Source organism: Paenibacillus phytohabitans, assembly GCF_013141775.1.
Lineage (GTDB): Bacteria > Bacillota > Bacilli > Paenibacillales > Paenibacillaceae > Paenibacillus_AQ > Paenibacillus_AQ phytohabitans.
Genome location: NZ_WHOB01000043.1, coordinates 32,847 through 46,428 on the forward strand (window position 1 = coordinate 32,847; position 13,582 = coordinate 46,428).

The 13,582-nt window shown below is 33.9% G+C and carries 11 protein-coding genes; 6 read left to right on the forward strand and 5 right to left on the reverse strand.

What is annotated here, in order from left to right; translation table 11 throughout:
• Positions 1 to 65 precede the first annotated feature (65 nt).
• Entirely contained in the window at positions 66 to 938 is an 873-nt protein-coding gene (locus GC101_RS15830; protein WP_343049721.1) for an IS3 family transposase, read from the reverse strand.
• Positions 939 to 1,196: 258 nt separating this feature from the next.
• Between GC101_RS15830 and GC101_RS15835 the strand changes: the two genes are divergently transcribed.
• From GC101_RS15835 to GC101_RS15850, 4 genes are all read left to right on the forward strand, one after another.
• Complete coding sequence (locus GC101_RS15835) at positions 1,197 to 1,853, forward strand: MarR family transcriptional regulator (protein WP_171718015.1); 657 nt, start codon at positions 1,197 to 1,199, stop codon at positions 1,851 to 1,853.
• 38 nt (positions 1,854 to 1,891) lie between these two features.
• Positions 1,892 to 3,004, forward strand: a complete 1,113-nt coding sequence (locus GC101_RS15840) for a hypothetical protein (protein ID WP_171718016.1) — start codon at positions 1,892 to 1,894, stop codon at positions 3,002 to 3,004.
• 791 nt (positions 3,005 to 3,795) lie between these two features.
• Complete coding sequence (locus tag GC101_RS15845) at positions 3,796 to 4,392, forward strand: hypothetical protein (RefSeq protein ID WP_171718017.1); 597 nt, start codon at positions 3,796 to 3,798, stop codon at positions 4,390 to 4,392.
• Between the two features lie 227 nt (positions 4,393 to 4,619).
• Positions 4,620 to 5,021 carry a nucleoside 2-deoxyribosyltransferase gene (locus tag GC101_RS15850; protein ID WP_171718018.1) on the forward strand — a complete coding sequence of 134 codons (402 nt, stop codon included), beginning with the start codon at positions 4,620 to 4,622 and terminating at the stop codon, positions 5,019 to 5,021.
• 315 nt (positions 5,022 to 5,336) lie between these two features.
• Here GC101_RS15850 and GC101_RS15855 read toward each other — a convergent pair whose 3' ends face one another.
• The 4 genes from GC101_RS15855 to tcmP all read right to left on the reverse strand — a co-directional run bounded on the left by GC101_RS15855 (position 5,337) and on the right by tcmP (position 10,629).
• On the reverse strand, positions 5,337 to 6,356 hold the full coding sequence (locus GC101_RS15855) for a hypothetical protein (RefSeq protein WP_171718019.1): 1,020 nt from the start codon (positions 6,354 to 6,356) through the stop codon (positions 5,337 to 5,339).
• Positions 6,353 to 8,239 carry an AAA family ATPase gene (locus tag GC101_RS15860; RefSeq protein WP_171718020.1) on the reverse strand — a complete coding sequence of 629 codons (1,887 nt, stop codon included), beginning with the start codon at positions 8,237 to 8,239 and terminating at the stop codon, positions 6,353 to 6,355. The genes GC101_RS15855 and GC101_RS15860 overlap by 4 nt, the downstream gene beginning before the upstream one ends.
• Positions 8,240 to 8,547: 308 nt before the next feature.
• Positions 8,548 to 9,294 carry a DUF5131 family protein gene (locus tag GC101_RS15865; RefSeq protein WP_171718021.1) on the reverse strand — a complete coding sequence of 249 codons (747 nt, stop codon included), beginning with the start codon at positions 9,292 to 9,294 and terminating at the stop codon, positions 8,548 to 8,550.
• Between the two features lie 51 nt (positions 9,295 to 9,345).
• Entirely contained in the window at positions 9,346 to 10,629 is a 1,284-nt protein-coding gene (gene tcmP / locus GC101_RS15870; protein ID WP_171718022.1) for a three-Cys-motif partner protein TcmP, read from the reverse strand.
• A gap of 205 nt (positions 10,630 to 10,834) precedes the next feature.
• Between tcmP and GC101_RS15875 the strand changes: the two genes are divergently transcribed.
• Positions 10,835 to 11,953, forward strand: coding sequence for a DUF3800 domain-containing protein (locus tag GC101_RS15875; protein WP_171718023.1), 1,119 nt, complete (start codon positions 10,835 to 10,837; stop codon positions 11,951 to 11,953).
• 429 nt (positions 11,954 to 12,382) lie between these two features.
• The gene (locus tag GC101_RS15880) at positions 12,383 to 13,528 is read left to right on the forward strand and encodes a hypothetical protein (protein WP_171718024.1); all 1,146 of its coding nucleotides are present in this window, start codon (positions 12,383 to 12,385) and stop codon (positions 13,526 to 13,528) included.
• Positions 13,529 to 13,582: the final 54 nt, after the last annotated feature.

Here is a 13,582-nt window from a genome sequence, read left to right on the forward strand (position 1 = left end):
AGAGTGAGGGGGCCCATAGCTGAACTGCACCCCGTCAAGTAGACAGTACAAATAATAAAAGATAGTTAGGCGGCCTTGGTCCTGAATTCCACGGGACTGAGGCCGTTTAGTTTTGCCTGTAACCGTTCGTTATTATAAAAGTCAATGTAGTCCTCAATATCCTTCCGGAGTTCTTCAAAGGTTCGGTAGGTATGTAGGTAGTACTTCTCGCATTTTAGTGTCCCCCAGAAGGATTCCATCGGTCCATTATCAATACAGCAGCCCACTCGGGACATACTTTGCTTCATTTCTGCTTCGTCTAACATCTCCTTGAATTTTAAAGAAGTATATTGAAACCCACGGTCGCTGTGGAGGAGTGGATGGCTCTTGGGTGCGGCTTGTACGGCGAGCTCAAACGTTTCAAAGACTAGTAGGTTATTATTGGAATGCCCTAGTACATAGGAAACAATCGACTTATCGTGCAGGTCTAATATAGCGCTCAAATACGCCTTCTTTCCGTTCCCGTACTTGAATTCCGTGACATCTGTGACCCATTTTTGGTTTGGTGCTTCGGCATGGAATTCACGGTTCAGCACATTCTCTGCGACTTGCTGAGGCGTGGAGCCTGCGTACTTCTTCCTCTTCCTACGGATTACCGACTGGATGCCTTGGAGCTTCATGAGACGGTACACTCGTTTCGTATTAATGGGTTTGCCTATCTGCCTGCGCAAATACAGGGCCATTTGGCGGTATCCATAGATACGCTCCACCTTCTCGTACAAGCAGAGCATCGCCTGCGTGAGCCTCACATTGTCGACCTCTCGGCGACTTGGTTTGCGGTTTAGCCACTTGTAGTAACTTGACCGTGAAATCCCTGCAATGTCACACAACAGCTGATAAAGAAATGCATTAGAATACACTTCGATCCTCCGCAGCGTACGTGCGTATAGTAACGCTATTTAGGTTAAGCCTAAACTATTACATGTCCTCTGAGCTCACTAAAAGATAACGCCATTAAGTAGACGCGTTTTCTTAATTTGTATATTAGCATGATATATTTTAGGTGTAACATCTACTTGATAATATTAATTAATATTTTCTACTTGAAGATAATCATTGGGAGTCTCTAGAATATCAAATTCCCTATAAGAACGATACTTACATAATAGTTTGATACGTCCTATAATGTTTTTAGGGAATAATTGGAGGTGTTTAATTTGGATAGTAGCTCTGTAAATTCGCTGAAGGATAGAATTCATGCACTGCTACTTGAACAAAATGGATTAACTGATCGTGAAGTCACAAATATATTGATAGGAAAAAATAAAAATCAACAGCAAGTGAATCAAGTTTGTAGATCTCTAGAAGTTAAACAAATTATTAAACGAATTAAAAGAACTGACGGGAAAATAGGTAATTACATCTCTTTAAAGAATCAAGTGGTAAGTGATATCTCTGAATCAAATATCCTAACTGAAGAAACTACGATGATGACAAATGTACATACAGATTATTCAGAAGATAATATTAAAAAGATATTGGTGAGATATCTTAATTCCAGAGGATGGAAAACACAGGTAGCATGGGGAAGATTACCTGGGATTGATATCAACGCGATTCGTGGGAATGAACGTTGGATCATTGAAGTAAAAGGTTTGGGGTCTTCAAATCCGATGAATGTAAACTACTTTTTGGGTATATTGGCTGAAACTTTGCAACGGATGGACGATCCAAATGCAAAATACAGCATTGCGCTTCCCGATGTTAGGCAGTTCCGAAATTTGTGGACCCGACTCCCGATTCTGGCTAAAAAGCGAACAGGTATTTCTGCCCTATTTATAAACGAGCAAGGAGAGGTACGCGAAGAAGGCTAGTTGTTCTGGTTAATTCGTTCATGAATGGGAGCGTTAAGATGGATGCAGAAATAAAGGAGCTTGCAAGGACTGATGTCAAAGCTGCAATGCGAAAAGAGTATGAGGAAAATAATCAATTACTCATCAAACAAGTAATTAAACGTGCAACACCGCGCGAAGTCAAAGAAATCATTTTTTATGTGATGGCTCGGAACAATGCGATTGATGCTTTTCTTCGTCTGCCTGAAAGTGAACAAACGCTACATGCTTTTAAAAAAGCTAAAGCGTTAGGTCAAGAGTACATTGAATTAATGGAACGACTTCGGGCTACGAGGTACCCCTTAGCGATGAAAGTAAAAGCAGAGAGAATTTTATTTAGTGATTATACTCATGTAGATTACAAGAAGCGAACGCACTTTTTAGATCAAGGTTTGCCTACACCTACCCGTAGGGAACAAATCTTTGGGAAAATAGGTGGAGCTTTAGTGACGCTATTCTCGTGGGGTTGGGTTGCTTTCTGGATAATATTAACCTTGGTGTCTGTATTTTCAGATAGTTCTGATTCATCACCTTCTACTTCCAACAGATTAGAAAATCATCGGGATACCTTCCATAGAGGAGGAGTATCGGGTGGAAATGCAAGTTCAAAGACTGTGTCGGATGCTCCCCAAATCATGGATGCTTCTGGGGCAGTGGGATATGGAAATCCAGGTGATAGTGGGAATGACGCACTTAGTACTCCGGCTTCAAACGAAAATTCGAGTGAATCCTCCGAACATGGAGACTCATCAAATCATGCTGAGATACCATCTGATAACTCAAAACAGGATGTTTTTAAGACAAATTCGTCCAGGCTACGTATAGGGCCGATAAGTAACCATTTAATTTCAGCTTCTTATTTTCTTCCAGAGTCTAATGGGAATGGAATATTTGAGATTTTTGATGGTGATAAGATCCAACTAATTACTGAGGAAAAAGTAGTAGTGGATTTTAAAATAACCCCGGATTATCCAGCCATATTTAAGCTTAACGATGAAGTCATTGAATCACACCCAACGGCAACTAACGAAAGCGTCCAGTGGATTTCATTCTACCCTGCAGAAACAGAAACGAATGTAGAGATCGATATTAATGGTGAGGTGCATAATTTCTTTTTTATTCTGATTAATTAAGATGTTGTGTATTAACTACATTTAAACGAATGTATATTGTGAATAAATACTGTATAAATCACAAAAGCGTTTTTCTCAATTAAAATGAAATATTAGAGGGGTTAAACAGACGAAACTTTAATTTCTCACTTGAAATGAAACGCAATTCCTTATTTTATAAGGGTTTTCTAACAGTAAATTCTCAAATGAAATGAAAAATCACATTTGTGAAATTCTATAATTCAATGGAATTGTAACAGAATTCGGTGGTATGGAATTCCGTAATTAATTGGAAAATGAATATTTATACACAACATTATTTTGACTAATAAAAGCATCAATTGAGTCCAAACCTTTTAAAGGTTTGGGCTTTTACTTTACGAAAATTAATTTTTATTGAAGACAATTAAGTAATTGAACAAGATGGAGTTCTGTCCAAAGAAAATAAAGTAATAGTGCTAACTGTAGCACTCCATTAAAGTAACGGGCAGGATAGTTTAATCCGATTCACGAATATGTAAAACATTAAGGTGTTTGCGAAGTTCGCAAATATAACGTTATATGGATAGCTGAAATTCAAGTATATAAGAGTAGAGAAAACGAATGTATCTTAGATTATGATCGAGAAAGAATTAACAACGTATTCCTTGGATGACTCGGAGAAGTCAGCCACAGCATATAACACCTATTCACGCAGGCCTGACGGCCCATGGTCTACAGAGGCATTTCAAGGAAGCGGACTCAGCAGACAACCCTGCACTGTCTAAGTTCTTCGGACCCAGGGCTGAGACCCCTTAAGCCAGGGAGGATTCGTGAATACAACAACGTTATGTGAAATACCCCAAGAGCTTAAGGACCAATTTGAAAGTAGGGATCACGTGAAGCTAGACAAACTCAATTTTATTGTGGACCATAAACATATTTATTTGTCACATGAACACAGCTCTTTCATGAGTTTATTTTATGTTGAGTCAACTGACTTTGTTTATCCAAAAAGAGATTACAAAGGCTTACCAATTACAACGCTAAGATTCATGTTGAAAGAATTGAGATTACTTAAATCTAAGAATAATACAATTGCCGAACGTCATGTTTATTTTTATCCAGATACGAATAACTATATAACATTTCAATTAGTTGATAATGAAGTCTTATCAATAAATTTAGTCCAAAGAAAAATTAAGAATCCAACAAATATTATTCATTCAATTTTTTCAAGGGAAGGGAAATTAGTAACCAAGAATATGTATATTAAGTTTGATGAAGTATTTACAAGTATATATGAATTATCTGAAACACTTATTTTGGGATTAGGGAATCGTGAAGAGATTGGTGGAGATTTAGTGGTCTTAGAACAACAAATTCGACTTTCAAAGTCATTATTCAATAAGTTAATGGAGAAGAATTAACAAGTGTGAGGGTATTACAAGATGTAGGGGGACATCATTACGCTTCGGGCCATTCAGCCCTCAGTCCGAATCGGAAATCATAACGCTAACGGGACACGATAGCGTAATAGAACTAAGAAAGCAGCTGATCAAAGTGATCGGCTGCTTTTGTTCAACTGACGGGCAGGATACTTCGAATATGTGCTAATATATAACAGCATGTTAGAAGGTTGAAATGGGAGGACGATATGAAATTTTACATAGCTTCCAGTCTCAAAAACATAGAAAACGTGAGGCGAGTCGCTGAGGATTTGAAAGCACGTGGTTTTCAGCATACTTACGATTGGACTACACAATCGAACGTGGACACCATCACCAAACTTCGTAGTATTGGTCAAGAAGAGGTTTCTGGGGTCTTGGCTGCAGATGTTGTAATAGTTATGATCCCAGCAGGGAAAGGAAGCCATGTTGAGTTAGGAATTGCTCTGGGGGCAGGAAAGAAGATTTATTTATACTCATTAACAAATGAACTCAATGAGATCGGAAAGACATGTACGTTTTATCATGTAGATTCAGTTCAACAGAGGATTGGTTCCTTAGAAGACTTAATTAATTCAGTCTGTCTTGAATACCCAACACTATTAAGCTAACGGGGAACGTTAGTGGAACGAGCAATCGGAACGAAACTGTCTGCATGAACGGCAGCTCTATTACTTTAACGGGCAGTTTAATTCCATAAGAAGGAATAATATTGCTCTATGTAGAATTGAGGAAAATGGGTAATGTGCGGATTAAACTGGTGAGGTAGATAAAAGGAGTGTGGGTAGAATGCCTAAATATAATATTTATAAGATTAAGGATGGTAAACAAGAAGCTTTACAAAGGAAAACCCGGCGATCGAGCACAGCAGTGTGAGCGATCGCCCTTTTAACATGTTGCTCTAATTAACCTTAGTTATTGAAATCTTATTCACTAGCAGTATTCCAGTTTAATTCTCTTAGTACAATATCATTAGTTAGTTTAGAAAGTAATACTACATTAGCCTCTTTTTCATTAGGTATCAAATGTTGTCTAAGTTCAACTTGATTATTGAATAATTTATTGAATGTTTCAGATAAATTACTAAGATACAAATCATTGTAAATTGTGGTTTTTATAATTAAATCATTTACGAAGCGCTTATGATAAGAGTTATATATATCTTCTATATGGAAAAGATCATTATTGTTATTAACCTTTTCTCTAAGAGCCCGAGAAGCTTTAGTAGTATTTATTTTGAGATCATATTTGAAGCTTTCACCAATTATAGCTGCGTGATAATCAAGATTATCTTGTTGGTATAACTTTTTTTCAAAAAATACTTCCTCTCCAAAACATTCTTCAAAAGGATTTAAAAATTTGTTGTAATACATCGTTTTAGTACCCTTGAAATCTGAATTACAAATTTTACAACATGGAATTAAATTGTGAATAGAAATGGCCAGAAAGGGATAGGTTGCCTTATCAAAATAGTGATCTAAAACAGGACGTGTCTTTCCTTTCTCCGTATTATAATAAAAAACAAACTGTGAATTACAGTAAGGACAAATAGTAATATTTAGTTCTTCAACATATTTATAAGCACACCAAAGATTATTCACACCTATTTCACGATTCACAAACTCTTCGTAGTCTTTAACAAAAATTTCATTGCATTTGCTCAAAAATTCAAGCCATTGAGTATCATTGCCCTCAAACAGAAATAGCTTTTTCTTGTTTAAAGCAGTTATTATTCTATAAAGTTCTGATGGATTTCCTATTAAGATAGTGTTTAAGTTTTTATGTAAATAAGTTAGAAGCCTTTTTACCTTGACATCGGTAGTTTGTTCAATTTCCCCCTCTAATTTTTTCCTGCATGATATCCTACGGGTTGTTTTTTTCTCTGTGCCATTTCCGAAATGCAGGTGTTGATTTAAAATCCCTTTATTCAAAATAAGTTTCATCATTGTTGTAGTTTCCTTAGCTCATCTATTTGTTTTTGTAAGTTGGCAATTTTATCATCAATATTTAATACATCAGTTCCAATTTTATCTTGTAATATACTTATAATCTTTTTTTTGATAAGTGGTTCTCCAATAATATCAATTTCATTCTTTATGATTGATTTATTCAATTTTAATTTTTCAATGTCTGTACTTAAAATATAATCGATAAGATTGTTGATTTTATATTTTGCAAAAGATCCACAGAGACCATTCTTAATGAAAAAAGAGTCTATAAGCAAATTATGTATATTAGAGGCAAAAGTCTGGATGTTTTCATCAAGTCCTTTTCCGGTAATTGTTTTACCTTGCATATCTTTTTTTAGAAAGACGACATGATTTCCTGGTAAATCAGACAACACGAAGGGGGAATGAGTTGTTAATATTACATGTATTTTAGAATGAATAAAGATAAGCGTTATTATATTTATAAATAATAGAAACCATTCCTTTTGCCATTGCGGATGAAAATAGAGATCGCCTTCATCAATTAAAATTAGTATGTTCTTTTTGATATGTTTAGACTCGGCATGAAAGCGTCCGAATAAGGTTAGCAACGCATGCTCACCACTACTTAACTCGGACCAAAAAAAATTAAGATACGAGTAGTTATAGGTTGTCCAATGATATAATTTTACAAACTCTTTTATGTATTCATTATTTGTTCTAATTGTTATTGATAACTCGTTCTTTGGATCTTTTATATAAATTTTATTGAATAGCTTAGTTAATTTATTACGACTTTTAATTAGTTGATCAATTAGTTTTTTGCATGTAACAATTGCTTCAACTTTCTTATCTTCTAGTGATTCATACTTTTTAATTTCATCAATCTTTTCGTGTAAAATTTCATTAAGAGTATTATATAAACTTTTATTTTTTTCGGGAAGATGCTCGAAAAATAAATCTTTCGATGCATCTTCAATTACATCTCGTATCGTGTTTTGTAAAAAAGAAGTTGGAATTAATTTTTTTACTTGTACCAATAAATCTGCAAAAAATGACATTAGTAAATGCTGATGGAATAGTCTTTGAAAATAATCAAAATTATAAGTGGCCACGATATCTGGAAATTCTTCATCAATATTGCTCACGATGGAGTAATACTGATCGTTCTCTGGATTAATTTCATACTTTTCATCATCTTCATAATGTACATTAAACTCGTCTATTGAAATTGTAATAAACTCCGGTACATTTAGTTGTGTGTTTGAAATCAAATAATCCTCATATTCTTTTAAGAAAATAAATTGTTTGGTAAAATCAGACTTTAAAGATTCCGCGAAACTATTATATCTAGTACTTATATAATTTGTAGATAAATTAATAGGTTTCATATTAGTATCACTATTATCGAAGGAGTTATCAATGGCTCTGGCATCATATATGTTTGAGAAAAAGATAACATTACAATCGGAATTTGGTCTTTTATTGTGATATAAAACACCGTTTAAAGTGAAATTTTTTTTGATATTTTGTTTTTGATTTTCAATAGTAAGTATGTGGTTTTCAAGATTCTCAAGGTAGTAAAGATGGTTATCAACGGAATAAATAATTAAATATCTTGATTCAGGACTATGTGTTCTGATAGTTCCATCAAAAACACGGAGGATAAAATCTAGCATTGTTGATTTTCCCGTTCCATTCTCTCCCACTATTCCTGTGACGTTAAGTAAGTTAGCACGTCTTTTTTGATCTATTAAATTGAAAAAAGAGGGTATGAATTTTTCATTAATCGTGTAGCTAAGCCTATTATCATCTAAAGAATATAAGTGTGCTCCACCGAAATTACACTGAATTTCCTTCATGTTTTTATAATTTTTAATTATTGCATACAGTATGTTCAATTTGAAGACTCCAATTCCAATGAGTATATGTATTCTATTCTAAAAAGTAATTCCTGTTTTTCGTCAAATTCCGGCTCAACACCAAAATCAGTGCTTGAAAAAATACTAAGTTCTTAATAGGTCCAGAAAAATGGAAAAACTTCCACCAATCCTGTATTGTTGTAAACGTTAGTTGAATAGCAGCGGCAGTCTAAGACTTATTTATTAAGTCCTAGACTGCCGCTCTTCTCAATATTACTGTCATTAGGCCCCAATGGTTTGTTGAAAAAAAGTGAAAGTTCTTAAATGGGCATCAAAAGGAACTATTGTTATAAATTTCTTGCAATTTCAGTATCCGCCGGTTGGACAATTAAAGGATATTCATCCCATGTTCTGCCCTGCAGTAGGCGGCCTGTACGGTGTTTTTGAACCCCACCCCATTGTTTAAAGAAGAATGCCACATTTTGCAGCTCACACTGTTCCTTGATGGATATTACCCACTCTTCCTCCATTGGTCTAGCTCCATATCCAGATTCTCCACCAACAATAACCCAGTTGATACCTTCCAGATTAAGATCGTTTAGAGGTCCAATTAAAGGCTCTATAGAGAGGAACTTGATAAAAGCTGGCGTTTCTCTTAAATGATCTATTCGATGTATTACTTTCTGATTTTCAACACTAACACCTAGCCAAACATTAGGGGGACATGGGAGTTCAGGGGCTAGTTGCAGCAGACGATCCGAACGTTTAGTTAATACCTGAAAAGTATGCCAAGATGCTTTTTCCATGACCGAAAATACTTGTTGTATAAACTCTAAAGGAACATCGTTATGGAATAAATCGGACATAGAGTTAACAAATATTCTTCGTGGCTTCTTCCATGATAATGGCAGCTCTATTAAATCAGGATGTAAAGTTAACTTAAAACCATTTTCATATCTTGGGTTTCCCATAGCGTGGAGGCGTTTTGCCATAGTAGCCGCGTAGCAATGACGACAACCTTCAGAAACTTTTGTGCAGCCCGTTACAGGATTCCACGTGGCTTCAGTCCATTCAATACTGGAAGATGTAGACATTTATTAATCCCTCCTGGGCCAAGTATAGCATAAGTAGAAAAAATTAGGTTGTTAAAAGAGGTGAATTTGCTCATATGTTTCTGGGGGCTTAACTATGTTCGAAAGAAAAGAAGGTGGCAACGAAGAAGTGATAATATTATTCTCAGCGAGATCTTTATGGTCTTTGAAGGCTTTATTAGTTGTCTTAATTAAATTTTTATTAGTCGTAAATAATGTTTTAGCAAAATGAGTGATCGATTTATCATCTTTAACAGAATCAAATGGCAGCGGAGAGTTTTGAAGATAGAAATCAATGATTTTTGCATAGGTTACATTTGGCTTTTTATTAAAGTGAGTAAAAAAATCGCTAACAAAATTTTGATACTCATAAGACTCATGACGATTAAAATCGGAAAATAAATCATCTTGAAGATGAATAGTATCTATTCGATGTTGAGCAACATACTTATCTTCGGCATTAATTCGTAATTCTTCGAATTGAACCATCGATTTTTTCATTTCTATTAAGCCTTTACGATTTCGGGTTACAAATACTAAGTGGAAGTAAATATTATTATTAATCTGACTATGAATTCTTTTACTGAGTGTATAGACATTAGATCCACATGACTTGACCTGAGTTTTATATAATTCTATGATATCATCTTCTAATTTCAAAAGGTCTTGCATCGTTATATTTGATGGTGTATCAATGTTTAGATTTTTTAAGCGGAGATACTCTGAAATGTCAGGGGGAAGGGTACTAACTCCAAAAAAATTGCATAACTCCTTCTCACTGGATTTAATAGGTAAATTTCTTACGAGGGAATAGCTCATCACATTAATTAATAGTTCATTAGATTGCTGCTGGAGGATTCGGTGCATATCTGTCATATTGACGCCTTTATAGCCAAAAGGGTCAATAAAATAAAGCGTGGGCTTGCCCTGAGTAAAAGAAATTATACTTTCCAAATGCTCTTCAAACTTTCCTGCAAAGTTTTTGATTTGGTGCGGATGTGAAGAACGAAGTTTGATCTTTTCAAGTTCATCATAATATTCTGAATTATATTCCACATTATAAATATTAAATCTTAAATTATTTCCGTACTCCTGTTGCAAGATATTTTGAAAATAGAGGAGACGGTTCATTGCAATTTGTGGAGAACCCCAATGCCCATCATCAAAATATCCCCGGCCGGCAAACCCATCAACGAAATTGATAGTTCTAATACTCTTACCATGATTTGCGTTTGCAAAAACCTGACTCCAATTTTTCAAATAGTCTTCAAGAAGAATGTGTTTTAAATGAGTTTGAATGTCTTTCTGATTAAAGTGATTATCCCCTTTTTTAGACATGAAATTCACCTCAATAGGTCTAATTTCACAAATTATACCATGGATAAATTGACTTCGGATATAATCTTTGTATTAAACTGTAAGTATGAGTAAAAAGGATGTTTATATTGAAACTGCTTTTTTAATGATATTGGTTATACTTTTTGAACCATTAATTTTACAATGTTAGGAAAAATTGTTATCCAAAAATAAGGAGAGGATTCTAATGAACATTATTAATGTCAATGAACAAAGGGATTTTATGATTGAATTTCAGGGATTAGAAAATATGGATGTAAATTATACCTTTTATTATGATGAAACCAATAACGGTAGAAAGTTTCATTTAGCGGATGGGAGGTTCAATATTTCAATTGATCAGAACTTTATTTTAGGAGGGATTGTATACGAAGGTCAAAGTAATGATATTGAACCAACTGAGTTATTTCAACGTTTAGATTTACAGAAGACGATAAACGAAGTTAAATTTAAACATATTGCCTCGGGCGATTTTATTAATGTACTGAAATCAAAGAAAATAAATCTGATTCTAAAATGGATGGCCTCAAAAAAATTATATTTACATTACACCAATTTGAACCCTTTATACTTTGGAATCGTTGATATTATTGATTCTGCGATAGTGTCTTCAGAGACAACAAAAGCCTTCGATATGGGATATGCAAATCATGTTAAAAATGAACTTTACACAGCTCTGAATGATAATATTGAGAAGACTGAAGAAATTTTCTTTCAGTATGGGTATCCTAGCATTGATGAAAATAAAATTGTGGAATTTTTGGATGATATTATTGAAATTATAGAACCATATAGATATATTCGAAAAAGTCACCTAGGAATTGAGACGGCAATTCAAATTCTTAAAGCTTCTAAAAGAAATAAAAGCATGGCTTTTATTCAAGATGAAACTAAACATGTTTTAATGCAAGACTATTCTCCATTCTACATACAACCTTTACGTATGTTTAAAAATTCAATGCATTATTTTGATAGAGAAGACCACATCGAAAAAATACTAAAGCAATACAAATTTGTAGATGAAAAAAAGCAGTTGGATCACTATAGATTTATTGATTCCAAAAGTAATGAATTTATACAATTATCTGATATTATGATGGGGCTACTTGGTAAATTGTATGCTTTTATCAGACGAAGTTCAGAAGAGGACATTAAATATATTATCAGTAACCTTGGAGAGCTAGAAAAAGAAAATTTGAATCTTTTAAATGAAATTACATGGAAATCGCATGAGAAGTGTAAAGGGTTTCTATTAAAGATAACAAGTGATGATGAAAGAATAAAAGAGCAAATTGTGCTGCCATAAGAAAACGTATATGTGCCACTGGCGAATCGCAAGTAACATTGTATTGCCGTCTCGTTCCATAATAAATGAGAAATTTGTATTGCCAAGGTATTATTACTTTCCGGTGCAGGACAAACGTTTACCACAATTGCCCTTAAACTGTGGAACGGTTCATAAGGTGGTGTGAGAGGCCAGCAGTTCAGTTTATGGATGGCCTCCTACTCAATCTGAATGGGAAATTAAAAAGCATTTGAGTCAGATGTTAGTGTTATATTTTTTACAAAAAATAATTTAATACTGAAAATGTGGAGGTAAACAATTAAAAGAATAAAATTTGTTATAAGTCTTTATAGGTTAAAGGAAGATAATGAATTATTGAACGTGTTCATAAACCATCTATTTTAGCATGAACATTCTTTACGATGATGATTATGTTTTGAAAGGAACTTTATGATAAATGAATTATTACTGACAGAATTAAAGAAAGAATTGGAGCGCCGTTATATTCCTGATTTCGGAAATGATTTCATAGTGCTACATTTGGATGGAGAAAGGTTTGTATTTACTCATAAGAACTCTGGTATTACTCTGAAAATAAATTATTTAAGACAAGATAAGGCAAGAGTTGCTTTTTCGGCATCTCGCGAGATACTCAATTCATTTAATAAAAAAAGTATCGAGCATGAAAACAAGTTTATCGAAATTCATGAGGATTGTGGTTTTGTTTTAAAAAGAAATTGTTATGCAGAGTTTCTTTTGACTTACGATTCTCTATTTTATGAGCATCCAGATTATTATGATAATTTTGATATTGGCGAATGTGAAGTGGAGATTTCAGAGCCGAGTTCATTGTATAAGTTGTTATTTAACTCTTTTGGAAACGATAAGAGTTTTATTTCTTGGAATACTTTAAAAACAATGAAAATTACTAATTTCCCCCTTGATAAGCTGGAAAATTATTTGCAGCAAGTACTGTTTATAGTTTCCAAATATGATACCCCTGAATTTGAGAGGATTGGTGATTATCCAAGTATTATTCCTTACCAATACCATGGAGAAGGTATGATGTGGAACGATCCTGGCGAACGTGAAGATTTTGATGGGATTTTTACGAAACCTTTAAAATATTTAGAGCCGATTGCATTTTTTAATAGGGCAAGAAAAGTAAATGATCCGATGTATTATTATCGTGCGATTGAATTTTTTTTCATAATAAATAAAAAATCAAATATTAAACAGAGTGTTGAAGCTTATAATGAATCACAGGATATGGATAAATTAATCAAAGAATTAACCAACTTATATAGTACAAAAGAGGTGGAACTCCTTAAGAATTTACTCATTAATCTTAATGGGGTTGAAAAAGTTATTCAATACGCTAAGAATAACGGGCTTATTGATAATACTGATATATTCGCGTTCTCCACATCCTTATATATCTTTAGAAACAGTATTGTCCACGGAAAAGGTGATACTAAGTTCACCTTGAATATACCAACAATTGAAGTTTTACACCCGAAAGCCAAGGATTTGTATTGGACTGAGGTGTTAAAAAGTTTGGCTGATTTGGTTATTAAGCAGTTTTGTTTCGAATAATTGATAATTGTTTGAAAGGGCTCTCAAATACTCAAATGTTTAAAGTGAAAAAAT